The sequence below is a fragment of the Microvirga sesbaniae genome (assembly GCF_025460805.1).
Classification (GTDB): Bacteria; Pseudomonadota; Alphaproteobacteria; order Rhizobiales; family Beijerinckiaceae; genus Microvirga; species Microvirga sesbaniae.
The window spans coordinates 17,135-39,848 of sequence record NZ_JAMXFJ010000038.1; the positions used below are offsets into that span (position 1 = coordinate 17,135).

The following is a 22,714-nucleotide window of genomic DNA, read 5'->3' on the forward strand; positions in this document are numbered from 1 at the left end:
GGCAACGATGTCGCCCTCGCGAGCTAGGGCAACGACAGTGTCAGTGGCATTGCCGGGTTCGATCTCCTCATTGGCGGCGGCGGCAACGACACGCTTACGGGCTTCACCGGCAGCGATCTCCTTGCTGGCAATGCGGGTAACGACACGCTCAACGGCGGCGCCGACAATAATGTCCTGCTCCTCGGCACCGGCCTCGACAGTGCCAACGGGGTGCCGGCCACGACCTCCTGATCGTCACCGAGGATGCCCCGGCCGGTTTCGACACCGTGACTGGAGGGACGGGAACTGACGTCCTTCGATTAGAGGTGGACGGGGAGGTCTTCGCGTCAGCGGAGTTCCGGGCCGAGATCAACGGCTTCGTGCCCGGCGCGGAAACGGTCCTGGGCTCGGGCGTCATCATACGGGAGATCGAGCGTCTCGAAGTGTATGTCGACGGCACCCCGGAGTTCGCCAAAGGCCTCGCGGCACCGAACCAGGGCACGGCCGTCGCGATGCTGCTGCGGAATGCGGATCTGTGGGGTCTGGTCTGAGCGGTGATACACTGCCCCAGTATAGTTGGCCTCAAGGAAACCGGCCTTCCGCAAAAGTCGGGCCAGTGAGCCAGGAAGGGCTACAAATGGTACGCCTGAGACCAGAGCTCGAAGGCAGTAATCCTCAGCGAATCGGACGTTGCGAAATAGCAGGGAATCTCATTTCCTGACCCAGACGTCGCATATCCAACAACGATTGGGAGCCCGACTGGGAACTCGGCCTCCGGACCACCCAACTCAGTGTGCCGCCCAGCCGCCGTCCATGGCGTAGGCTGCTCCCGTGATGGTCCGAGCGTGAGAGCCACAGAGGAATACCGTGAGAGCGCCTATGCTCTCGATGGACGAGAACTCATGCATCGGCTGCTTCGCTCGCAGCAGGTCCATGCGTGCTTCGACGGGGCTCATTCCGGAAGCCGCAGCCCGTGCTTTCACCTGACGCTGGACAAGTTCGGTCAGTACCCAGCCCGGGCAAATCGCATTGCACGTGATCCCGTCATTGGCCGTCTCCAGGGCAACGACTTTCGTAAGTCCCAGCAGGCCATGTTTGGCCGCCACGTAGGCGCATTTGTTGATGCTCGCAACAAGGCCATGAACCGATGCGATGTTGATGATGCGCCCCCAGCCGTGGGCACGCATGGCCGGCAGAACCGCTTTGACGGTACAGAACGCCGCGGTCAAATTGAGCGACAGGACTTCCTCCCAGTATGCGTCAGCAAACGCCTCGACCGGGGCAACATGCTGGATCCCAGCATTGTTGACCAGGATGTCGACCGTACCGAACTGCTCTTGCGCGAACGCAACAAGCCGCTCCGCGTGACTGCTCTTGCGAAGATCCGCCGCATGATAGCGAGCCTCAACGTTCCAGGTTGCGGCGATCGCGTCTGCGAGAGGCTCGCCTTGCTGACCTGGACTACGGCCGTTGAGAACGAGATTGCAACCGGCCTCCGCCAGGGCACGGGCAATCCCCATGCCAATGCCTCTGGTTGATCCGGTGACGAGCGCGGTCCGACCCGCAAGCGGACGGGGACCCGCGTTCAGCACGTCTTCAGCAGTGGGCCTGCTTTCTTGAGGGAGGGGCGTGATGGCGTGCATGGATGGTGTCCTCAGGCTTTAGGAGGCGCCGCAACAGCGGCAGGGTTCACGGGCAGCTTGTGCCGGCCGAGTGTGCGGACGAGGCGAGTTCTCGCGCCAATGACACCTTTGACGACCAGTGGCAGGGCCAAGACGGGGAGGACACAAGCCGCCACATAAGCCTCGGTGGCCGCCGGGAGGGTTGTGCCCGCCGCGGCCCAAGCCAGCGTGACGTTGCGGTTGCCGCTCACGAGCCCGATTGTGAACGCGTTCCTGGCGCCCCAGGCTGCGAACAAGAGAGCGCCCACACCGCCCGCCGCCAGGTTTACGCCGATGGCAGCCAGGGCGAAGACGGTGAACGCACTCCGATCGGTGACCCAGTGGGTTCGAATGCCGCTCATCGTGGCAAGACCCACGATGATGAGACCCACCACGGCCACGCCCGCCGCGGCCGTTTGGTCGGGCAGGATTGCCCTGATCCTGCTGCGCCAATGCCGTGCCGCCTGTGCCAAAGCGGCGGCCGAACCGATGATGAGAGCCAATCGCCAGGCAAGATGGGGCATGTCGACCGCCATATTCACGCCAAGAGTCGTCGCAAAGGCTGGCATGGATAAAGGCGCCGCCAGCGTCAATGCAAGGGAGGCCACCAGAGCAAGGCGCGGCTGGAGACCGAGCATCACTGCGATCGCGGCGGCACTGCCGACGGGAGGCGCCAGGACGGAGAGAACGACACCCGCCTCCAGTGCCGGATCAAGATGCAACTGGAACACAATGGCTGCCGCAAGCAGCGGCACGCCGACACCGACCCACACCAAAGCAAGGAGGATGCGGCGCCAGCCCACGGCCCTCTCGGCAGGAGCGAGACTCGCACTGAGAAAGGACCCCAAGGTGAGCAGGAAGGCTGAGAGGGGCAACGCCTGATAGGCTGCTGTGGCAAGTGGCGCAAAGGCCGCTCCCAAAGCCAGGGAGAGCACCAGCAGGGCCGGCCCGCGGCGACCAATGCAAGCGAGACCTTGACCAAGAAAGCGCATGGCAGGCTCCTCTACCATGAGCCGGCCGGGCCCATGGCCACTGAACATGGAGACGGGAGGGCGGGCGATCAGACACCGGGCACGCACGCAGCCAACTGAAGGCCCTGTCGGAACCCATACTGACGCCGCGTCTCCGCAGGTGAGCCCGACGCGTCGGGAGCCGTGCATTGAGATTGCCGCAGCCAGGCCGTGCCCGCATCCTCCGAACGGGGGATGCGGGAATCCCGCGCGACGGTGTTATTGTTCCGATTGGCGGTTGCAGCCTCGGCCCGAAGGGGCCGGCGGGAAGGCGGCTCGGGGGCCTTGGTCACGGAGGTTTACTCCATGTCGGAAGGTCAGATTCTTGCACTTACCGAGGAAATCTATGATGCGGCCGCAGGCGGCACTCCGTGGACTGTCGTTGGCAGGAGCCTGTCGAACCTGGTTCGCGCGAGCAATGGCTGGCTCTGTGTCACGGATCATCAAGGCGAGAACGCGAGCCTCCTCTACCGTGCGAACTACCCCGACAAGGAGATCGCGGCCTACCAGGCGTACTATCGTCACGTTGACTTGTGGACCATTCGCACCGCGCAGGCGGTGCGCCATGCCACCCCCTCCGCGCCTCCGAAAGCAAGGACCAGCGGCTTCCTGGTCCCTGATGCCGAGTACGTGCGGAGCGAATTCTATGGCGATCTCGGACGGCACGTCGGCTTGCGCCACGTGGTCGGTACTGTGATGCCGCTTGGGGCCGCCGGCCTGATGCCGGTCTGCCTTCACCGGGCCGATGATGAGGCGCCTTTCGAGGCAACGGATGCCCGGCTCCTCGACCATCTGCTGCCGCACCTGCGCCGTGCGATGCAATTGCGGCATCGGCTTCATCCAGGCCCGACCGCCGCCAATCCGGCCTTATCGGCGCTCGATGCCTTGGCGGCTGCGGTCGTGGTCGTCGACGCGGACCTGAGGATCGTCGTCGCGAATGCTGCGGCAGAGACAATCGCCGCCAGCCAAACGGGTCTGAACATCGTCGACCAGAAGAATGGGCCGGGCTCGCGCAGTCGGATGTTGGCGGCATTGCACCATGCCGATCAGACCACGATGAGCAGCCTTGTGCGGGCGGCCGCCCTGCGTGGCCTCTCGGGAGGTGGCATGCGTGTGCGAGACGCGACCCTCACCCCGAGGCTGGCCGTCCTGGTCAGCCCCCTGCCAAGTCGGCTCTCGGATGGGCCCGAAGGGCAGTCCGGACGTGTGCCCGGCAAAGCCCTGCTCCTGCTGCGGGATCTCTGCGATGCCCTACGCGCGCCGGAACCTGACCTGCTGCGGCGTCTGTTCGGCCTGACCCAGGCGGAAGCCGAGGTGGCCTGCGCTCTCTACGGCGGTGCCACCAAGGGCGCGGTGGCGGCCATGCGCGGCTCGCGCGAATCGACCATCAGGAGCCAGGTCGACGCGATCCTTCTCAAGACCGGCACAACAAACCTTCGCGACCTCGAACGGCTCCTTGCCAGCTTGCGCTAACGTTTTGCCGAGCATGCCGAGGGATCCAGCGAGCCCAGCAGCCCGAGCCTTGGCCCTGCTCTTCCATCGCAATGTAGGCTCCTGGCACTCCTGAGACGGGAGCACTCGGTCCGCTTCAGCGGCCATGAGCTGACGCTCATTGAGAGGCCGGAAGGTGAAAGGTTGACCCTGTATGGACATTCCCCAACGGCCTGCCCCACCAGCACAGAGCGCACCTCCACCTTGCGTTAGGGTTTTCCCTGCCGTTCTTGAAATCACATGGCCCCAGCACCGGATCGGGCGCATACTCGTTGGGCTGGGGTGGCCCCTTGGACGGGAGGAGGCAATGAGACAGCTTAACCGTCGCCATACACTGCTCAGTATCGCCGCCGCATCTTCACTTGTGTCCTCCGGCAAAGCCATTGCTCAAGGAGCAGCTTCGACCGAGGGACGGGAGATTGCCCCCGGCGTTCGTCGCGTGGACTACACGAAGCGCGAGACGATGATCCCGAACTATAAGACAGTCGCAATGCGGGATCACATCTACCAGCCGGGCGCGACCACCAGCGGTGGCAGCATGCCCAATGACATGGTCTGTCACATGCTGGAGGGCGAACTAACCGTCGACACCGGCTCGGGCGACAACCTCTACAAAAAGGGTGACGTGTGGTCGTGTGCCATAGGACTACCGGAACGCAGCAAAAACACCGGCAGCACGGTTGCGATCATGCGCATCATCGACTTGCTGCCCGCATAACATCTCCTTGTGCCGAGTTTGTATATGCCACCTGTAGGAGGTAACCATGACAGAGTTCATGAGCCGCAGATCAGCGGTCACTCTCGGTTTATCAGCCGTCACTGCGGCACCGCTCCTCGCGTCAGCAACATCCGCCAAGGCCGCAGGAGTCCCAAACTAAGGCCCCACTGACGGCAAGGAACGTTGATGCCTGCCTGACCAACTAGCAGCCCTGACTTAGCGAGTGAGGCCCAACCGGGCCGGCCGAGTCAGGGCTGCGCATTCCGGAAACCGCCTCCCGCGAAATTCCGCTTTGAGCGGTTAAGAATTGAGCGCGTGGCGCAATGTGCATCCGGAATGTCTCTTCCTGGCAGATACTGTTGAAGAAGTCCGCAACTGCTGCTTTTGGCGTGATCAGCATACAGGATGCTGGGCCTAGTCCGACACACTGACCCTAGTAATAGATCAATGAAGTAGGGCTTGGGAGTTTTTCAACATTGGGTAATGGGGCGACTCTTCCTGGAAGCCGATAACATCGGCGGGCCAGGTGCACAGGAGAGCAGCCATGAACTACTATGCTGGTTTAGACGTCTCGATGAACGAGACCCACATCTGTGTGGTCGAGCGGGATGGAGGTGTAGTTCTGGAGGCGAAGGCCTCTAGCACCCCAGAAGCGATCGCCGCCGTGCTGGAGACGGCACCCGCCTGCGAGAAGATCGTGCTTGAGACCGGCCGCATGGCGCCCATGCTCTTCCATGGCCTTGCCGCCCTCGGGCTGCCGGTGATCTGCATCGAAAGCCGGCAGGCCTACCAGGCGCTCAAGTCGCTGGCCACTCACAAGACGGACCGCAACGATGCCCGCGGCCTGGCCCATCTCGCCCGAACCGGCTTCTACAAGCCTGTCCACGTCAAATCGCTGCCAGCTCATGCGGTGCGCGCCCTGATGATCGCCCGCAAGAAGCTGGTCGGGCAGCGCGTCACGCTGGAGAACCAGATCCGCGGCCTGGCCGTAGTATTCGGGGTCCGGTTGCCGCGCGGATTGAGCCCCCGCTTTACCGAGCAGGTCATCCAAGCCAGCCAGGGGATTGCAGGTCTGTCGGGTGCCATGCAGGGCCTGCTTGCGGCCCGCAAAGCCGTTCTGGAAGCGGTTGCGGCAATTGATCGTGACATGCGGCTACTGGCGCGCTCGTCTCAAGCATGCCAGCGGCTGATGACCATTCCTGGTGTCGGCCAGCTCACGGCGCTTGCCTTTGTCGCCACCATCGACGCGCCGGAACGCTTCCGCCGATCGCGGGATGTGGGAGCCTATCTCGGCTTGGTGCCGCGGCGCTTCCAGTCGGGCGAGATCGACTATGTCGGCAGCATCTCCAAGTGCGGCGACCGGCGGGTGCGGACCCTGTTGTATGAGGCCGCCAACGTAATGCTGACGCGCTACCGCGGCGCTCTGGCCCTCAAGGAGTGGGCGTTGGGGATTGCCCGGCGCTCGACGATGAGGAAGGCCCGTGTGGCGCTCGCCCGCCGGTTGGCGAGCATCATGCATGCCATGCTCCGGCACGGCACCCCGTTCCACGCCGCCTAGGAGGAGCAGCAGAAGCAGGTCGAGACGAGCTCCCGAGCGGAGCGTTGCCCGAGGGAGGGCGTGGAAGACGACGCCGATTTTGTCGCATGCGGCCTGTGACGAGGGCTGACTGCGGTTTCAACCACGTCGCTCCACTCCATCTGACCCCATCAAGTGCCCTGGAGCACGTAGAGAACGCAGACACCCCTTGGGATCGCAAATCGCTCAGGATCGGAGGGCTGCCCCTTGACCCATTAGAGAACAAAATCGGCACCAAGCCGAAGTAGAGTGAATGTCTGCTGATATAGGGGACATCCAACGTTCCTGCGAAGCACGTTTCATCGCCTTTGACCCAGAAGAGACCTTCCGCAGTTTGCACACAGTGAGATCGATGCTCTGATAGGAACAACATCAGCGCTCATATTCCAATGCCGAAGCCGTCATTGGTGCCGACACACATGCCAGCGCGAGCTGGTGCCGCCCCATCCCGTCGCCGTTTAATCTATGTTAGACTGCCAGGCCAATCGGATGCGGAGCGCCTAGCCAGCCATATCGACAGCACCGCGACAATCTCCGTCATCCGGTTGTTCCCTTGTTCTGGAGCTGCGCCATGGGTGACCTGTCTTCGCCGCGGACCGCATCGGAGAAGCGGCAGCTGCATGACCTGCGGGGTCGCATCGAAGCGGCGGTAGAGGTTGACCATGTAAACGAGCGGCTCAGGTCTGTCCTGGCCAGCGTCAGCGACTGTTATTTAACCTTGGACAGGTCGTATCGCGTCACCGACCTCAACGAGGCGGCGAGGGACTGGGTGGGCACGGATTCGGACCAGGTCCTTGGCACGTGCCTCTGGGACCTGTGCAGTCCTGATGCCGAGTGCAGCCGCGTCATTCGCGATGGCATGGAGGGTCGGCGGCGCATCCGGCGTGAGGTGATGTCCGGCCTCCGGCGCGGCCGCTGTCTCGATCTTCTGGTCTGCCCCTCGACGGAGGGATTGAGCGTCTTCTTCACCGACGTCACGGAACAGCGTGCCGCCAAGGCAGCCTTGGATGAGCTCGCCGGACGCTTCGTGAGCCTCCAGGACGAGGAGCGGCAACGGATCGCCGAGGAACTGCACGACTCGACTACCCAGCATCTCGTGGCAGCCGACCTCCACCTCATGCGGCTGAAGCAGTATGTCAGCTCCGGCGAGGGCCAGAAGGTGCTCAATGAGGCCGCGAACGCGGTGGAGGAAGCTGCCAGGGAGCTGCACAGTTTTACCTATCTCCTGCACCCGCCGGGCTTGGAGCATAGCGGCTTGGCTGGAACCGTGCAGGCTTTTGCGGCCGGCTTCGCGCGCCGGACGGGCCTGGACGCCTCCATCCGCATGCCCGACACAGCCGACAGCCTCCCCTTCGATGTCCAGCGCGCTCTGCTCCGGGTCATCCAGGAGGCGCTGACCAACACCTATCGGCATGCGGCCGCGTCCCGGCTGATCATCGATCTGCGGGTCGGGGCCGATACCCTGAAGCTGCGCGTCCTCGATGATGGCTGTGGGCTGACCCGCGGCGTCCGGAAGGCGGCCGAGAGCGGGGCCCTGCTCGGGGTCGGCGTCACCAGCATGCAGGCCCGCATGGTGCGATTCGGCGGCAACCTGCGGCTCCTCAGCCATGCCCGGGGTACGCTGGTCGTGGCCACCCTGCCGCTCGGGTTCGCGTCCGATCTTGGGAGCGGTCGGGAGCCTGCCGCGACGAGTCCATCCGCGGTGCACTGACATCCTTGCGGCTATTTCGGGGAGGTTGCGATGATCGGTTGGGCCGTCCGGGGATTGCCGGCTGCCGGCAGCATCATTGCGGGATGGTTCGTCGCCCGGGACGTTCCGAACTTCGAATTCGGATTAGGCGATACCACCCAGAGCTTCTTCCTCTCGCCGTCGAAGCCGACAGCGGGCGGGCTGATCTGGGGTATTGGCCCCGCCTTCCTGTTGCCGACCGCCACCGATGACAGCCTCGGCACGGAGTAATGGGGCGTGGGTCCGACCGGCGTCGTGCTGACGCGGCAGGAGTCGTGGACCATCGGGCTGCTCGCCAGTCACGTCTGGTCCTATGCCGACCGCGCGGTCGCTTCGACGTGAGCTCCACCTTCGTCCAGCCGTTCGCGTCGTACAACTTCGGTCAGGGGTGGAGCGTCACATTCAACACGCAATCGAGCTACGACTGGACGGACGACAAGTTGACGGTGCCGGTCAACCTCGTGATGGCGAAGGTGTTCGAGATCGGCGACCAGGCGATGAGCCTCTGGGTCGGCGGCCGCTACTACGCGATTAAGCCGGAGGGGCGCCGGACTGAGGCCTGCGCGTGCAACCCACGTTCCGGTCCCGAAGTAGGCCAGCCGGCAAGAGGGCACCCTATTCCCAGGCGATCCGGGTCTCCGATGGCGCCGCATCGTGTGCAGGAAGGTCAGGTCTTGGCACGAGGCTGACCTTAGCCGCACTTCCGAAATGGCGCTGCGAGACGACCTTCACGTAATCTCGATTGTGGGCTCGGACTGACTTGGTGGAGATCTTCCACTCCACACTCAGCAATGATGATCTCAGTCCTGGAGAGGTCTTCCACTGACCAGATCTCAAGGAGAAAGATGTCAGTACCGTATGTAAAGCGGACTTAGGGACAAAGGCTTGGCACAGGATCTGAAGCGGGCCCGAAGAGCATTCCCTGACTCGTAACCTGTAGTGATAGCCTCACCGCAAAAGCAGCCATGTCAGAGGCGTCCCGGACCAAGAACACCAACTCGGCGGCAGCACCTTTCGTCCTACGAGATTTCATGAGCTCAAGCAGGCTTTCGGCAGCGGCGTTCTGAGCTTGGTTGTGATCATCAAAGGTTGTGCCCACCTCATCGCGCGAGACGTCACGCCCGTCGAACAGGTCAAAGTAAAAGCGTTTCATAGGCCACTCCAGAATGTCAGGCTGTGCAGGGCGAAAACCTGTCTCAACGGAGAGGCTTGGGGTGATTCCGCTCGTGCGCTACCGCGCGGTCCAGGCCTGGTTTCTGCACCATTCATTTGTGTATAAATGAATGACGCGCAATTGTATATGAGCCATTGGTTCAATGCCAACCTGTCGCACACGTCCGGCGCCGCTCGGCTGCAAGACGTATAATAAGGTTCTACTGCGATTGAGAGATTGAACCCATACACACCGTAGGCTCATCCAGCAGCAAAGCAGGGATGACCAGAGGCGAGTGGGCTGGGAGGTCTAGGACACTATTCCAGAAAGCTGTTGAGGCTGTCCCGCAGGTGGATGAGCTCATCCATCAGCGTCTGGATCTCCTGAGCGGAGCGGCCACTGGCGCAGACCACGTTGTGCCGTGCTTTGGCGGCCTGCTCCTTAAGGCTGTGGCCTTTGGACGTGAGGCTGATCCGCACCTGACGCTCATCCTGCGGATCCCGCTGGCGGCGCACGATGCCGGCAACTTCCAGCCGCTTGAGCAGCGGGGTCAGCGTGCCCGAGTCGAGATGAAGTCGCTCGCCGATGTGCTTCATCGTCTGATCGTCCTGCTCCCACAGCACCAGCAGCACAAGGTACTGTGGGTAGGTGAGGCCAATTTGGTCCAGCCCCGGCTTGTACACGCGGTTGAAGGCCTGGGATAGAGAATAGGCGGCAAAGCAAAGCTGCCGGTCGAGATTGAGGGTGTCTTTGGCGGTGTCGGGCTCAAGCGGCTGCGGTTTGGCCAAGGCGGACTCCTGGAGCAAGGATGTTCATTCACGTACCACTGAATAGCCCGTTAGTATAGTTGCGCGGCATTCTATTGCCCGTTAATGGCTTTGCACTTGCTCCTCACGGCAGGCCTTCACCCCCTAGCTTCCTGAGAGCCTGCCATGATCCGCATCCCTGCTCCCTACCTGCGAGGCGCCGCTGTTTTGGCCATCGGAGCCACCTTTGTGCTCGGCCATGCAGCTTTTGCGGCGCCTCAGGCAGGGACCAAAGCTGAGGCACCGATGCCGATGGCTGCCGCGGACAGACATGAGGGCGAGGATCGCCTGCAACAGGTGCAGAACCTCGTACTGGCCGAGAACTGCTATCTGGAGGTGCAGAAGCATCGCACGCCCTGGGCAAGCGTGTCCCGCATCGTGCATAAATGCGACTGAGGTGATGCGATGAACCAGATCCCCACCATGCGCAAATGCACACGTGGACCCGCGAGAATTTGAAGCTGTGCCCTCGTTGCAGACTTCCCTGATGGTTTGAGGGTTATAGAGAAGTGAAAGGGCAGCCGCTTGCTATAGACTGCTCAGTCAAACCGGCAGCGATCTTCTAGCGGAACCGGGCTTTTGATGGGCAGGAGCCCGGCAGGAGACGCTCGTAGATGCGCCGGATCTTACCGTAGCACTCGCACGCCGCCTGCTCGAGTCCCGCCCGATCCGTCACCGTGATTTTCCCACGTCCCTGCTGAATCAGCCCCGCCTCCTGCAACGTGCGCAGAACAACGCTCACGCTTGAGCGTTGCACCGCCAGCATCTCGGCCAGAAACTCGTGCGTGATCGGCAGCGTATCCCCGTCAGTGCGGTCATGCAGCCGCAGGATCCAGCGGCAGCAGCGGGCGTCGATGGGGTGGACGGCATTGCAGGTCAGCATCTGAAACGTTTGCACCAGAAGCACCTCGCTGTAGCTGGCAATCACATGGCGAACCTTGGAGCGGACATTCCTCACCTCATTGAGGCGCTCGACCACAATGCGCGAGGCGGTGCCGGGCATCTGCACAACATAGCGGCCGAAGGCTTCGCGCGTGACCACCGCACTGAGCAGGCCCATCACACCCCCGCGCCCGAACACAGCCACCTCGACGGTGCGGCCATCTTCCAGGACATTCACGAGCGAGATGACACTAGAGTGAGGGAAGTAGGCATGGTGAATGATCTCGCCGGGTTCATAGAGCGCCTGACTGCGGGTCAGCCTGACAAGCTCCAGGTGAGGCTCCAGCAGTGCGAAGTCGTCGGGCTCCAGAGCCCGCAGAAGCCAGTTCGTGCGATGATCCACGTCCCAAGGCTTAGCCATCTAACTGCCTCGCTTCGACCCGATAACGCGCATGAGTGCGAATTGTCCCCGTTGGTTTGTCCCACACCTGACGGACAAAGGAGGTAGGCCTACGTTAGGACGGAATACCGATTCCGACTGATTGCTCCTAAGGGTTGGGTCGTGCAGCGCCCTTTGCGACGGGAGGGCGCTTTCGCGTTTGGCTTAGACAGACCTTCAAACCCCAGCGCACGAAGAGGAAGGGCTGCAATCGGCACGCGCCGGTCGTTTGCCTTGTGGCTGCTTCAGTCTCAGGTCCGGACCTAGCTTCGTAACAGGTAATGAGGCTCTGAGGCGGCTTGTCGGGAAGCTGCCTCAGGCGCTTAGATCTCAACCTGCTCCGCGATCAGAAGGGCATCGTCGACGTCAATCCCAAGATACCGCACCGTACTCTCAATCTTGCTGTGCCCCAGCAGGAGCTGGACGGCTCGGAGATTGCCTGTTCTCCGGTAGATCATTGACGCTTTGGTTCGTCGAAGGAATGAGTGCCGTAGGCGAGGGGAGCGAGCCCAATCGCACGAAGCCAGGATGCCAATGAGCGAGCGTACTGACGCGTCGTCATCGGCCTCGCTCGATTGATCCGGCTTGGAAACTGGGGCTCACCCTTGTGCAGGTCCTTCTTCTCCAGCCCCCGCCCCACAGGCTCGCGGGTCTGCTCCATGATCTCAAATTGAACAAGCCGGCCGGTTTCCCGCTGGATAATCGTGGCTCGGGATCGCACCCGCCCATTGAGGGCCACATCATCAACGCGGAGCCCGACGAGGTCGCAGGCTCGCAGCTTGCTGTCGAGGGCTAGATTGAACAGGGCTAAATCCCGAATGCGATGAGCAACCTGTAGCCTGACCCGGATGGACCAGATCTCTTTGGCTTTCAGAGATGGCTTGGGTCCGATCAGCTTGCCTCGGTTCCACGGGGGTTGGTTCGGCAGGGATGGTCAGAGATACTGTCTTGCATGGCAGTGCTCCGGAAACGAAGCCCCCGCAATGAACCTTGGCCTCTTATGACAACAGGAAACCCACGCGGATCATCTCTTCCAAACCTTCTGTCGGCTGACCGAGGTAAGCTGGACGTTCTTGGTCTGGCTTCGATCTCCTGCTCGAGACCCGTTGCAGTCATTCCGATGAGCCACCGACTGCAACTAATTCGATGTTTACCGAGCCTCACGAGGGACTGGCTGGTGGAACTTGGGAGTCAGTCGATAAAGTCGACCGTGCCACGTTCCAGATCATAGTAGCCGTGGACGACTTTCACCTGACCCTCGTGAACCAGTTCCCTAATGATGTCGCTTCCGGCCAGGATGCCAGCGGCATTGCGGCGCGCGTTCTCGCGTACGGTGTTGTCGACGAAATCTCCAGGCTTGCCCTCCTGTGATTTCGCAGCCGGAACGATCGCTTCGACCATCGGCCTGATCGAGCCCTGAAGTTCGACATGATTTGCAACAACATCGCAGGCCGCTTGGACCGCGCCACATCGCTGGTGTCCGAGGACTACGACCAGCGGCGAGCCAAGATGCTCGGCACCGTACTCGATTGTTCCTAGGACCGCTGTGTCAGCGACGTTGCCCGCGTTGCGGGCGACGAACAACTCGCCGAGACCGACGCCCCCAAAGATGAGCTCTGGCGCGACCCGGCTGTCCGAGCAGGTCAGGATCGTTGCCCAGGGCGACTGGTCTCCCGCGGTACTCGCACGCTCTTCGCGGAGCCCGACCTCGCACAGTTGGGGTGCGTTCACGAACTTGTCGTTGCCGGCTTTCAGCCTGGCCAGGGCCTCGTCAGCACTCAGACCTGTCCTTGCGAATGCTGAGCTTGACCTGCCACTGATCGTCCACATGCTCGCCGCAGCCCCGGTTGTGACGAGGGACATAAATGTCCGACGGTTCATCCTGACGCACTCGATGCACATGGCGCTCTCCGCTGGTTTGGGGCACAGGGCTCCAGCCGATCCGGACGGCAACCCTGCACAGGCATGCACTGTAGGAGGACTCTTCGGTAGCGCTTGATCCGACGGGACAGGGGCTTGTCACTTTGGGACGGTGGGCCCGTAAGGGCTGGCGAGATGCCTGTTTTCTGCATGCGGCGATGGCTACGGACCGACTGATCTCAACCGATTTCAGGCGTTCGCACCGAAGGCCCGAGCGTCTGTTCATGGCGCTCCCGAGACGTAAGCCCGAGGGCAGCATTGCTCGCGAAACCAGACCTCCCACCAAGTTCACGTGTATCGCTGCCGGACCTGACGTAGACCTTCCACGGATGGCGTAAGATGTAGGCAGATCATGGTCCTGTGCCTCGTCACATCCGCTGCCTTGGTTTTTAGAAAGGCGCTTCCAACCGCAAGACTGCCAGCTCTTGGCTCGTCTCCTCCACAATCTCGACGGTGCGATTTTCCTGGCGGAGGTTGCGGGGCACGCAGGCCCGAAAGTGCCTGACGATCCGGTAAGCCGCACAAGGGGCGGTTTCCAGTTCGGGGAGGTGGTGGACCTCGAACTCCGGTGCAAAGTAGATGCCATTCGTGGCATTGAAGATGTAGCGCGGCATAGACGTTTCCTTGGACCGGCGCTGGTTTGCACCCCTTCCGGAGGCGCCGCCATCACCCAGATTGACATCCGAGCTCTGGGCCGGACTTTATCTCTGGGTTCGGTCCAAGGTTGTCCCGAAGTCCTCTGCCGGGGGCACCAGTTCGAAGATCGCTGCTCGTCCGGAATCCCCGGCAGCTTGAAGGTTCCAAGCCGCCGTGTGGTGTCTGCTGGAAAGCAAGCCGCCACTTCCCGGGAGCACACCGCAGCCGCGTTCGCGATCTTTGCAACCGCCTCCAGCCGACTAACAAAGTTGACCGTGGGGCCCACGACTGGGAAGTCCAGCCGATCCGGGCTGCCTATGTTGCCATAGATCACGGGGCCAACATGCAGGCAGGCGACAAAATCTTTTCAATGAGAACATACGGCAAAGAAATGCCCCGCCAGCGCGGGGCATCGGGACTGCTTTGTGCGCCCTAAAGGTACGGCTACATGTTACTTTGCCGGAACGGGTTCTTTCGCCGGTGTGGACGCTGCCTTCTGAGCCGCTGTATCAGCCTGATTCTTCAGCTTTTCAACAGCCTGGATGCGTCTGGCCTCAATCTCCCGTTGGCGGTCAAATTCCGCTTTCATCTTGGCTTCGGACTCGTATGATCCGCGATAATGGCACATGACTATCTCCGTTTATTGCTGGCACTCCTCACATCAAGGAGCCGGTGTCACTGGGACTTGCTTGGGTCATCGGCTGGGTTCACGTACTTAATGACAAACGGACCATCTGAGTCGATCTGGATCACAGTCTCAGGGCTCGCGAAGGCGTAGTGGCTCATATTGGCGGGCAGATCGACAAACCCGCCGCTCCCGAGCTTCTCGGCTTTGGTTTGATCGAGTTTGTCGCCCATGCCGAAGTTGAACTCTCCGGAGATCACCGTCACACGCTCAGCTGTGGGGTGAGTATGGGCAGGGATTTTATAGGCTGCGGGCAGCTTCAGCCGCATCGTGAACGGACCCGTTTTGGTGGGATCACCCGATAGCACAGCCATCTGGGCTCCTTTGGGCACGATGGGTGGCGTGGGCTCCCACTGGAGTTGATCAGCCCTCATGGAGTGGCCGGTCTTCTGGTCCTGAGCTACGACGCTACCGGTCGCAACGAGGAGCAGGGCCGTCGTAAGGGTAAGCAGGCGCATCATAAGCCTCCCTGAACTCGTGTGGTCATCTTTGGCTGAGAGCCGATCCACAAGGCCGGGAGGGGCAAAATGGAGCCCTGCCTCACTGCTGCGGTTCCTGAAGCCGCTCCCGGTCTGCCGTCCTTGTGTCCGCTAGGCTGGGGCCGGTGCGCATGCCTCAGTGGTCATCGCGGCAGAGTTCGGAGGTGGTTCCATGCTGAACCTCCTTTCCCGGGATGCACCGATCTTCTCGTGACTGGTGCGCTGCGCGGGCAGCAGCGAAAGGGTCCGCCTCTCGTAGGGCAATGTCAAGAATGAACATGCCAGTTACCTGATCAATCTGCCTAAAGCCGAGCCTCCTGAACCGGGATTGCTCAGATAGAGGAAGTCACTATCCGCATGCGGTGTTGTAACTGGTTCGAGCGCTGCATGCATCGACGGCGCGGTAGAGATACACCCACTTCCCCTTAACCCGGATCTATGTTTCGTCGACCCGCCAGGAACTGCTGCCCATACGAGGATGCGGACGGATGCGCTTCTCCAACTCCGGTACATAGGCCTGGATCCACCGAAACAGGGTGGTGTGATCGACCTGAATGCCTCGATCGGAGAACATGTGCTCAAGATCGCGGTAGCTGATCGGGAACTGCAGGCACCAGCGCACCGACCACAGGATGGTCTCCGCCGTGAACTGCCGACCCTTGAACAGGTTCTTGTTATTCTGCTGCACCGCCAACCCCCGCACCGCCCGCACGTCATAGTCCAGGCAAGGAGACCCTCAAAGCTGCAACAGAGCTCACGGGAGAGTGCATGGGGCAGCGAACACCCAATCAGATGAGGTGGCGCACTGCCAACTCGTTCTTCAGATAAGCATAATAGATCGGAGCAGCCACGAGACCGGCGATCCCGAAAACAGCCTCCATAACCAACATGGCCACAAGAAGCTCCCAGGCTCGGGCGCTGATGTGTGTTCCCATTACATGGGCGTTCACAAAATACTCCAGCTTGTGGATGGCGATCAGAAACAGGAGCGAGCTCAGGGCCAGTAGTGGGGACACACTTAGACTGACAACCACGATAGCGGTGTTGGAAATTAGGTTACCAATCACCGGCAGGAGCCCGGCAATGAAGGTCACAGCGATCAAGGTTTTCGTCAAAGGCAGCTGGACCCCAATCAACGGCACGAGGCCCAGCAGGTACAAACCCGTCAGGACGGTGTTCAGGGCGGAAATCCGCACCTGCGCGAACACTACGTTGCGGAATGCTTCGCCGAGCAGGCGCGTCCGCTCTCGTAACACTTGTGCTAGGGGGCCCTGCTCGGCCTCGCCCGCTTCGTGGCTGACGGCGATCATCGCTCCAATGACCATGCCAACAATGATGTGGACGAGCGCCCACCAGACGTCCTGACCCACCAGCCGGAGCTGGCCCGCGTTCTCACGCAGCCAAGCTGAGGCGGCGCCCTTCAGCTCCTGAGGATCGGCTGGGACATAGCTGCCGATCCAGTCGGGCAGCAGGGGACGGGCGCTCTCGATCACCTCGGCCATGCGCCGCAGCAGAATGGCCAGGCTGTCCGGCCCGCCGGAAAGCAAGGACACCAGCCCGAGGATCGCTGCTCCGATGACAACGACCACGACCGTTGCGAGCAGCGACACAACCAGGATCTTGCCGGCCCGGCGGGTTACGAGGGTACTAGGGCGTGGAGCCAGGGCATGAACCAGTTCATGGACCAGCAAGCCAGACAGCAGGGAGGTGAGAAGGCCAGCCTTGAGCGCGCCGAGCAGGGCGACGGCCGCGAGGATTTGTGTCGCTGTCGTGAACCTCTGAGATTGGCTCAGCCCGCTTCGGGATGGAGGCGGTTCCTTGGGCGGGAGACCACGCCCGGAAACTTTGAGCATCGCGCACCTTCGACTTCAACGAAGGATTCAATTGTGCTCACCATTCGATCGACTGTCGACTAAATCCCCGGTTGGCGCGGTCCGGGCCGGGCGGCTGGACCCCTCAGGCAGCCCGGATGCTCCGTTCACCATCGCAAAAGGATCATGCCTGTCGGTCGTGACCAGGGCTTCAGAGGGCGGCGCGGAGCGGGTCCGAGGGATATCTTTGTAGATCAGGGCTCGCCTCCAGGATCGGCTTACTGGTCCTTCGGCGGCGCCAGGCCCCGATCATCATCTGGCGCAAGGGTGCTCTGAATTTGGGCAGAGCTCGCCAGATAAACAGCGTACAGGCCTTGCTGACGGCAACGACGACGGCCATGCCATAGAGGAAGATGACCGGAGAGAAACTCTCGTTCATTTGTCACCGTTCTCTCGAGGTGCGAGCCAAAATACCACGAAGTCTGTCAAATGACAGCACAGGGCCAGAGCGCCTACAGCAGGGTCAGAACCGGACCTGCTCCTGTTGGTACGCTAAGCTAAAACGGATCAGCAACCCTTCCAATAGGGCTTGCGGATCGACCCTGAACGGGGGGCTGGGGAGACTCGCGTCGATCAGATACAAATCGAAAGTACTGTATTAACCCACCTTCTCGCGCCAATTCGGACAGCGATGCCCTCTCACAGGCAACGCCTCGAGAGCAGTACGCTTCTCCATCAGGTGTTCGGCCCGAGACAGCGGCTCAAACATCAGGATGTGAGCCGTCTTCAGCCATGGCGCGGTCCCTGGGTTAATATCACGGACCCTCGTTCTCGCTGCGTACTTGGTTAGCGTATGTGTGGGGCGGATCTTATTCCAACCCCGGACAGTCCCGATCGAGGAACACCCTACATAGTGAGAGCGTTGGAGCTTGCTATTGGCCGTAGGAGATCATCAGTGAACCGCATTATCTGGATTATCGGAGCCATCGTTGTCGTTCTCGCGATCCTCTCGCTCCTCGGGCTTCGATAACTCGCTAAGGGACACTGCTCAACATCCGACGTCCGAGCTAGCTGAAGCTCAGCGGATCTACGGGAGCAGGTACTCCTCAAACGGCAGTGCGTCATCCGTGAGAGACTGGATGATAAGTTGACCCTCCGGGAGAGGCGCTGTTCCTGCACGGTCGTTCTCAATCGTGCCGGTCGTCAGTTCCTGAGCAGGCGCAAGATCAGCAGCTATCCATGCAAAAGTTTCGTCCTCGTTAAGGTCAAGGAAGAGCTCAGGTGCAAGAGATGCCTCTTCCTGCTTCTCAGCAGGTGTGACGCTGACCAGAACGGCTGGCTCGGAGCGGAGTCTCGCTAGATCACCGGTTAAGGTATCAGCTACAGACACGAGCTGAGCGGCCTCGGAAGGTGCGAAGGACGCTGGGCCCTGAAGTATTGCGAGATCCACCGCGATGAGAGCAGCCGTTTCAGTCTCATGAGCATCTACAAACTGCTCAAGGCTGAGGAGGTCGACTTCGGCATGGACAGGAGCGGCAAAAGCTAACCCGGTGAGAAGGGCTACGGCACTGAGACGAACACTCATTGGATGGCTCCTGGGTGCGAGTGAGGAGTTTGAGTGTTGCGAATGGCTGACTAACGCCGGTTTAGCAGACGTGGCTAAGGAACCGTTACACGGGCCCGCCTCTGGCCCTCCCAGAGTCAGAACAAGAGCGGTGCCCATCTCGCTGATCGTGTCATTGAGCAGCTCTTGTTCCAGACCCGACCACATGGCTGCGGAGTACGAAACAGGGCAGGAGCGTTTACAGGCACTTGCGGTCGGGTTTTCTTGCCCGCGCTGGCCAACGTCCATGGCACGGGCCGCCAGCTTTTCGCTTGCGGCGCCTGCTCCACATCGCCGAGAGTGCCGGCCTATTGCACCGTGAACGGCTCCTCGACCTCGCCCGTCAGGTCGATCCAGTAGGCGGAAAGCCGCTGCCAAGCGCCGCCGAGCCAGTCGGCTTCGGAGATCGTGAACACCTGCTCCCGAATGGCATAGCGCTCGACATCCGACCCATGCCGGCGAATGATGTTGAAGCCTATAATTGCCACCGAAGCACAGGCCACCAAGGCGAGCGCTTTGGGATTGACTGAGGGCTGATCGTGATACGTGCAGGCAACGCCTAGCGTCACGGTCCACACCGTCGGGAAGGCTCGGCCGCCAACCACGTCAGTTCCTTATAATCCGCCTCAGTAGAGGCGCGAGACCACGGTACAGACGTAAAAAACCCTGCCCGTTGCGGGACAGGGCTAAGTCTCTCCTCGCCTTCGGAGTGTCCGAAAACAAGAACCAGTAGGGCATGCGGTCCCCACCCTGTCAAATCCACCAAGTGTTAACGGCTTGGTAAGCACAATCACCGTTATGGCCTCGTCAAGGAGGGCTTAAACCGGAGCGGTGTTGTATCTTTGTCATAGTCTTTTTTTCCCGCCTCTCCATAAATTGTCTCAAGATCTCCTCTCCTAAAGGATTCCCCTCATGAAAACCCGTCTTCTCGGCTTGCTCGCCGCTACCACCCTCGCGACTGCTGGCATTTCCGCTGCTTCCGCCGCTGATCTGCCGATGCGTGCCGCTCCGCCGGCTCCCTACATCGCTGCCGTCCCGGTCTTCACCTGGACCGGCTTCTACGTCGGTGCCCAGGTCGGCTATGGCTGGAATGCCAACGACAACAACATCGTTCTCCCGAACGGGTTCGTAGTGCAGAGCGGCGACTTTGGTGACAGCGGTGACGGCTTCCTGGCCGGTGTCCATGCTGGATACAACTACCAGATCGGCTCGTTCGTGATCGGTGTTGAAGGCGATGTCGAAGGCGTGTTCGGCGACGACAACGACGACGTGGTCATCATTGGCCCCGGCGGCGGCGTGTTCACGAACTACGGCTTCGCGGGCAACGCTCTCGACTGGCAAGGCTCGATCCGCGCTCGCGCCGGTTTCGCATTTGACCGCGCTTTGATCTACGCAACCGGTGGTTTCGCGTTCGCCGGTGTCTCGGATGGTTTCGGCATCCTTGGCAACGATGACACGCTGAGCGGTTGGACGCTGGGTGCTGGTGTCGAATATGCCTTCACCAACAACCTGACCGCCCGTCTGGAATACCGTTACACCAACTTTGATGGTGGGGATAACTTCTTCAACAATGTTTCGCTCGGCAGCAACGACATTGAATTCCACACGGTCCGTGCTGGCATCAGCTACAAGTTCAGCACCTACTAAAAACCTGTCTTCGACAGGGACACACAAGGCCCGGGCAAACACCCGGGCCTTTTGCGTTTCAGGTAGAGGAATGAGGAAACGGCGAGTCCAGTCCCTCAAGAGGACCGCAGCAGCCAAGCGCCGGCGCGGGTATCGAAACGTGTGGGCGCCGCAGGCTCATGTGAGATGTAATGGAGCAGCGAGGGGCTCACGAACGGGTTAATGATCCCAGTCAGGTTGCCCCAAAGAAAGAGCGCCCGCTCATGCGACCGGGTGCTCAAGGACCCGGCTCCTCTTGGGAAAAGCCGGTCTCCTCCTGCGAGAGTAGGTCGACGCCGTCTGTCCATTGAACCGAGTATTGGCTCCACCAGGTTAGGATGCACGGACCGGTCGTGTTCCGCATTAGACGGCCGGTCCATTGCCTCCAAGCATGGAAGTCGCCCTGGCTGAGTGTCCTGAACCGTCCTCGGCTGGGGCTTCTTACCGCCGTGCCGGTTGCCTTCGTCTTAGATCCCAGCCGACCCGCCTTCCAGGTATCGTAGATGCTTGTGGCCGCGATAGTGATCCCTGCCATCAGGCCGCACACCAGCAGAAAGACCATGAAGCGGTTCTCGGCTCTTGTGCCCCAGGTCCATGCAAGGTCAGCCAAATGTTGGATACGCCACTCGATCCAAGATGAGGGCAACAACGATAAACTGTTATCAGCCACTGGACAGGTAGACATCCGGGTCAGTAATCTTTCGCCAACTTGCTCATTGGGTAGGCCCATGTACAACTTTGAGGAGCAAGGGCTAGCCGCTCTTGGTCCTTCTTTTTGGCCCATGCCACCCGAGCCCGCTGCCTTTTTGAATGTGCTGCTACTTAAGCTGCTCACGACAGGCGGTACTCATTTGATGTTGAAGGTCTACGTCCGGCCAATGTCCGATAAGTATGTAGGGATTATCGGACATTGACGATGTGGTGCTGTCACGTTAACGCGGAGGAGATGCTCAGACGTATAGATGGTCCGGCATGCGCAACCCCGTCAGCTACAAACGCCATCGCTTTCCGCCTGAGATTATCGCCCATGCGGTGTGGTTGTATTTCAGATTTCCTCAGAGCCTGCGGCTGGTTGAGGAGATGCTGCTCGAGCGCGGCATTCTCGTCTCCTACGAGACGGTCCGCCGGTGGGCTTTGAAGTTCGGCCTAGCCTACACCCGCCGTCTCAGGTGCAAGACGCCGAGCCGCCGCGACATCTGGCACTTGGATGAGGTCGTGGTCACGATATCTGGCAAAAAGCACTGGTTGTGGCGGGCGGTTGATCAGGACGGGTATGTCCTTGATGAAATCGTCCAGAGCCGACGCGACACCAAGGCCGCCAAGCGCCTGCTGAAGCGGCTGTTGAAGAAACAAGGCCGCCCACCTCGGCGAATGATCACCGACAAGCTCGGCTCCTACGCTGTTGCCCGACGTCAGATGATGCCAGACGTCGAGCACCGCTCGCATAAAGGGCTTAACAATCGGGCAGAGAATTCGCACCCGCCGTTTCGCCGACGCGAGCGGGCGAGGCAGGGCTTTCGATCCGCCAAAGGGCTACAGAGGTTCGTCAACGTGTTCTCTGCCGTCCGCAACCTTTTCGTTCTACCCGCTCCCGTCGCTCTGCCCGGGCTACCCACCTTCAACGCCGCAACGCCATGGCGGGGTGGAAAGTCGCGGCGAATGTCGCCGCTTGAAGCTGTCATTGGGCCGAACTTGCTTCAATTGGCCCAAGGCCGGTTAACGTGACAACACCGCCAAACCCGTCCTGCGCCCTCACGGGTCAGAAAGGGTGTGTCGGGTCGCCTTGGCGAGGCCGACGGCGCTGAAAAGCGACCGGGGCCTCAAAGAGAGACCTGAATGGTCTCGCCTCTCAACGTAGCGAAAGCTTGATTCACTTCGCTTTGTTAGGCTAAGGTCAGGCCTATCAAGAGCTTAGTCTGAGGACATAGTGATGGTTTTTGGGGGCAGGGTAGGGAGGATCGAGGAGGAACAACCGTTCCCCTGCGCCAATTCCCTGCTGGAACTGCCGTGGGAGGCCGTCGCCGGCCCGCTCAAGCTGATCACGATCAGCATCCTGCGCTTCGACGCCCGGCTCGAGACCTCCGGCCTCGCGGTCGGGTGGCAGTCCCGCTGCGATATGACCGAGGTCGTGCGGGCGCTGCTCCTCGAAGCACACCTTGTCGATGTCGGGGACCTGATTCTGCAGGATGCCTGCATGGATGTGCGCCATCCCACGCACGAGCTTGTCCGCGCCGCGGCCGCCCTGCGGGCCCGGCGCACCGTTCTGGCTAGCAAGGCACCCTGGCCGCTATCGATCGACGGACTGGCCGCCCTGCGTGGCATCCGAGGCGTGGCGGAGCAGGCCCCCATCAGGGCCGGAAGCAAGAAGACCGATCCCGGCGGTGAGGAGGCCTACCTGCCCTATGCCAACGATGCCGATCCGTGGAAGGCGCACTTCGCGGAGACCGACGCGCTGCTCGCACGCACCAGCC

The 22,714-nt window shown here is 61.2% G+C and carries 23 protein-coding genes and 5 pseudogenes; 13 read left to right on the plus strand and 15 right to left on the minus strand.

The window, feature by feature from the left end; all coding sequences use genetic code 11:
• Positions 1-36: 36 nt before the first annotated feature.
• From OCW50_RS33520 to OCW50_RS27705, 3 genes and pseudogenes are all read left to right on the plus strand, one after another.
• Positions 37-93: pseudogene (locus tag OCW50_RS33520) on the plus strand (hypothetical protein); the annotation flags it as partial.
• The gene (locus tag OCW50_RS33525) at positions 70-231 is read left to right on the plus strand and encodes a calcium-binding protein (RefSeq protein ID WP_373371526.1); all 162 of its coding nucleotides are present in this window, start codon (positions 70-72) and stop codon (positions 229-231) included. The pseudogene OCW50_RS33520 and the gene OCW50_RS33525, both read left to right, overlap by 24 nt.
• A gap of 74 nt (positions 232-305) precedes the next feature.
• Positions 306-530 carry a hypothetical protein gene (locus OCW50_RS27705; protein ID WP_262299821.1) on the plus strand — a complete coding sequence of 75 codons (225 nt, stop codon included), beginning with the start codon at positions 306-308 and terminating at the stop codon, positions 528-530.
• A 237-nt stretch (positions 531-767) separates the two neighbouring features.
• Here OCW50_RS27705 and OCW50_RS27710 read toward each other — a convergent pair whose 3' ends face one another.
• Positions 768-1,622, minus strand: coding sequence for a 3-hydroxybutyrate dehydrogenase (locus OCW50_RS27710; RefSeq protein ID WP_262299822.1), 855 nt, complete (start codon positions 1,620-1,622; stop codon positions 768-770).
• A gap of 11 nt (positions 1,623-1,633) precedes the next feature.
• A complete protein-coding gene (locus OCW50_RS27715; RefSeq protein ID WP_262299823.1) occupies positions 1,634-2,443 on the minus strand; it encodes a hypothetical protein in 810 nt (269 codons plus the stop codon).
• Between the two features lie 513 nt (positions 2,444-2,956).
• Here OCW50_RS27715 and OCW50_RS27720 point away from each other — a divergent pair.
• The 6 genes from OCW50_RS27720 (at position 2,957) to OCW50_RS27745 (ending at position 8,853) form a co-directional block, all read left to right on the plus strand.
• Positions 2,957-4,123, plus strand: a complete 1,167-nt coding sequence (locus OCW50_RS27720) for a helix-turn-helix transcriptional regulator (protein ID WP_262299824.1) — start codon at positions 2,957-2,959, stop codon at positions 4,121-4,123.
• Positions 4,124-4,448: 325 nt separating this feature from the next.
• Positions 4,449-4,859, plus strand: a complete 411-nt coding sequence (locus tag OCW50_RS27725) for a cupin domain-containing protein (RefSeq protein WP_262299825.1) — start codon at positions 4,449-4,451, stop codon at positions 4,857-4,859.
• Positions 4,860-5,403: 544 nt separating this feature from the next.
• Positions 5,404-6,417 (plus strand): IS110 family RNA-guided transposase, encoded by a 1,014-nt coding sequence (locus OCW50_RS27730; protein ID WP_262299826.1) that lies wholly within the window; start codon positions 5,404-5,406, stop codon positions 6,415-6,417.
• 589 nt (positions 6,418-7,006) lie between these two features.
• Positions 7,007-8,146: a sensor histidine kinase gene (locus tag OCW50_RS27735; RefSeq protein WP_262299827.1), complete on the plus strand. Its 1,140-nt coding sequence runs from the start codon at positions 7,007-7,009 to the stop codon at positions 8,144-8,146.
• Between the two features lie 30 nt (positions 8,147-8,176).
• Positions 8,177-8,395, plus strand: coding sequence for a hypothetical protein (locus tag OCW50_RS27740; protein ID WP_262299828.1), 219 nt, complete (start codon positions 8,177-8,179; stop codon positions 8,393-8,395).
• Between the two features lie 107 nt (positions 8,396-8,502).
• Positions 8,503-8,853 carry a hypothetical protein gene (locus OCW50_RS27745; protein WP_262299829.1) on the plus strand — a complete coding sequence of 117 codons (351 nt, stop codon included), beginning with the start codon at positions 8,503-8,505 and terminating at the stop codon, positions 8,851-8,853.
• 182 nt (positions 8,854-9,035) lie between these two features.
• Here OCW50_RS27745 and OCW50_RS27750 read toward each other — a convergent pair whose 3' ends face one another.
• Positions 9,036-9,317, minus strand: coding sequence for a DUF6894 family protein (locus tag OCW50_RS27750; RefSeq protein ID WP_262299830.1), 282 nt, complete (start codon positions 9,315-9,317; stop codon positions 9,036-9,038).
• Between the two features lie 317 nt (positions 9,318-9,634).
• Positions 9,635-10,105, minus strand: a complete 471-nt coding sequence (locus OCW50_RS27755) for a MarR family winged helix-turn-helix transcriptional regulator (protein ID WP_262299831.1) — start codon at positions 10,103-10,105, stop codon at positions 9,635-9,637.
• A 144-nt stretch (positions 10,106-10,249) separates the two neighbouring features.
• Between OCW50_RS27755 and OCW50_RS27760 the strand changes: the two genes are divergently transcribed.
• The gene (locus tag OCW50_RS27760; RefSeq protein ID WP_262299832.1) at positions 10,250-10,519 is read left to right on the plus strand and encodes a hypothetical protein; all 270 of its coding nucleotides are present in this window, start codon (positions 10,250-10,252) and stop codon (positions 10,517-10,519) included.
• A 166-nt stretch (positions 10,520-10,685) separates the two neighbouring features.
• Here OCW50_RS27760 and OCW50_RS27765 read toward each other — a convergent pair whose 3' ends face one another.
• The 11 genes and pseudogenes from OCW50_RS27765 to OCW50_RS27815 form a co-directional block, all read right to left on the minus strand.
• Entirely contained in the window at positions 10,686-11,408 is a 723-nt protein-coding gene (locus OCW50_RS27765) for a Crp/Fnr family transcriptional regulator (RefSeq protein WP_262299833.1), read from the minus strand.
• Positions 11,409-11,767: 359 nt separating this feature from the next.
• Positions 11,768-12,336, minus strand: a pseudogene (locus OCW50_RS27770) (tyrosine-type recombinase/integrase).
• Between the two features lie 299 nt (positions 12,337-12,635).
• Entirely contained in the window at positions 12,636-13,346 is a 711-nt protein-coding gene (locus tag OCW50_RS27775; RefSeq protein ID WP_262299834.1) for a carbonic anhydrase, read from the minus strand.
• Positions 13,347-13,753: 407 nt separating this feature from the next.
• Positions 13,754-13,978 carry a DUF6894 family protein gene (locus OCW50_RS27780; RefSeq protein WP_262299835.1) on the minus strand — a complete coding sequence of 75 codons (225 nt, stop codon included), beginning with the start codon at positions 13,976-13,978 and terminating at the stop codon, positions 13,754-13,756.
• Between the two features lie 473 nt (positions 13,979-14,451).
• Positions 14,452-14,628, minus strand: a complete 177-nt coding sequence (locus OCW50_RS27785; RefSeq protein ID WP_262299836.1) for a hypothetical protein — start codon at positions 14,626-14,628, stop codon at positions 14,452-14,454.
• Between the two features lie 47 nt (positions 14,629-14,675).
• Positions 14,676-15,143: a cupin domain-containing protein gene (locus tag OCW50_RS27790; protein ID WP_262299837.1), complete on the minus strand. Its 468-nt coding sequence runs from the start codon at positions 15,141-15,143 to the stop codon at positions 14,676-14,678.
• A gap of 460 nt (positions 15,144-15,603) precedes the next feature.
• Positions 15,604-15,852, minus strand: a pseudogene (locus OCW50_RS27795) (IS6 family transposase); the annotation flags it as partial.
• 100 nt (positions 15,853-15,952) lie between these two features.
• Entirely contained in the window at positions 15,953-17,017 is a 1,065-nt protein-coding gene (locus OCW50_RS27800) for an AI-2E family transporter (protein WP_262299838.1), read from the minus strand.
• Between the two features lie 169 nt (positions 17,018-17,186).
• Entirely contained in the window at positions 17,187-17,414 is a 228-nt protein-coding gene (locus OCW50_RS27805; protein WP_262299839.1) for a hypothetical protein, read from the minus strand.
• A 648-nt stretch (positions 17,415-18,062) separates the two neighbouring features.
• Positions 18,063-18,560 (minus strand): hypothetical protein, encoded by a 498-nt coding sequence (locus tag OCW50_RS27810; protein WP_262299840.1) that lies wholly within the window; start codon positions 18,558-18,560, stop codon positions 18,063-18,065.
• Between the two features lie 326 nt (positions 18,561-18,886).
• On the minus strand, positions 18,887-19,147 hold the full coding sequence (locus OCW50_RS27815; RefSeq protein WP_262299841.1) for a hypothetical protein: 261 nt from the start codon (positions 19,145-19,147) through the stop codon (positions 18,887-18,889).
• A 343-nt stretch (positions 19,148-19,490) separates the two neighbouring features.
• On the opposite strand from OCW50_RS27815, the gene OCW50_RS27820 reads away from it, so the two are divergent.
• From OCW50_RS27820 to OCW50_RS27830, 3 genes and pseudogenes are all read left to right on the plus strand, one after another.
• Positions 19,491-20,225 carry an outer membrane protein gene (locus OCW50_RS27820; RefSeq protein ID WP_262299842.1) on the plus strand — a complete coding sequence of 245 codons (735 nt, stop codon included), beginning with the start codon at positions 19,491-19,493 and terminating at the stop codon, positions 20,223-20,225.
• Positions 20,226-21,215: 990 nt separating this feature from the next.
• Positions 21,216-21,916: pseudogene (locus tag OCW50_RS27825) on the plus strand (IS6 family transposase).
• Between the two features lie 257 nt (positions 21,917-22,173).
• Positions 22,174-22,714 (plus strand): annotated as a pseudogene (locus OCW50_RS27830) (hypothetical protein); the annotation flags it as partial.

Coding starts and splice junctions, on each gene's coding strand:
- OCW50_RS27805 (WP_262299839.1), bottom strand. CDS start 17,414: ATGAACGAGAGTTTCTCTCCGGTCATCTTCCTCTATGGCATGGCCGTC.
- OCW50_RS27820 (WP_262299842.1), top strand. CDS start 19,491: ATGAAAACCCGTCTTCTCGGCTTGCTCGCCGCTACCACCCTCGCGACT.
- OCW50_RS27775 (WP_262299834.1), bottom strand. CDS start 13,346: ATGTGCATCGAGTGCGTCAGGATGAACCGTCGGACATTTATGTCCCTC.
- OCW50_RS27760 (WP_262299832.1), top strand. CDS start 10,250: ATGATCCGCATCCCTGCTCCCTACCTGCGAGGCGCCGCTGTTTTGGCC.
- OCW50_RS27780 (WP_262299835.1), bottom strand. CDS start 13,978: ATGCCGCGCTACATCTTCAATGCCACGAATGGCATCTACTTTGCACCG.
- OCW50_RS27750 (WP_262299830.1), bottom strand. CDS start 9,317: ATGAAACGCTTTTACTTTGACCTGTTCGACGGGCGTGACGTCTCGCGC.
- OCW50_RS27735 (WP_262299827.1), top strand. CDS start 7,007: ATGGGTGACCTGTCTTCGCCGCGGACCGCATCGGAGAAGCGGCAGCTG.
- OCW50_RS27785 (WP_262299836.1), bottom strand. CDS start 14,628: ATGTGCCATTATCGCGGATCATACGAGTCCGAAGCCAAGATGAAAGCG.
- OCW50_RS27720 (WP_262299824.1), top strand. CDS start 2,957: ATGTCGGAAGGTCAGATTCTTGCACTTACCGAGGAAATCTATGATGCG.
- OCW50_RS27740 (WP_262299828.1), top strand. CDS start 8,177: ATGATCGGTTGGGCCGTCCGGGGATTGCCGGCTGCCGGCAGCATCATT.
- OCW50_RS27710 (WP_262299822.1), bottom strand. CDS start 1,622: ATGCACGCCATCACGCCCCTCCCTCAAGAAAGCAGGCCCACTGCTGAA.
- OCW50_RS27790 (WP_262299837.1), bottom strand. CDS start 15,143: ATGCGCCTGCTTACCCTTACGACGGCCCTGCTCCTCGTTGCGACCGGT.
- OCW50_RS27800 (WP_262299838.1), bottom strand. CDS start 17,017: ATGCTCAAAGTTTCCGGGCGTGGTCTCCCGCCCAAGGAACCGCCTCCA.
- OCW50_RS27810 (WP_262299840.1), bottom strand. CDS start 18,560: ATGAGTGTTCGTCTCAGTGCCGTAGCCCTTCTCACCGGGTTAGCTTTT.
- OCW50_RS27730 (WP_262299826.1), top strand. CDS start 5,404: ATGAACTACTATGCTGGTTTAGACGTCTCGATGAACGAGACCCACATC.
- OCW50_RS27725 (WP_262299825.1), top strand. CDS start 4,449: ATGAGACAGCTTAACCGTCGCCATACACTGCTCAGTATCGCCGCCGCA.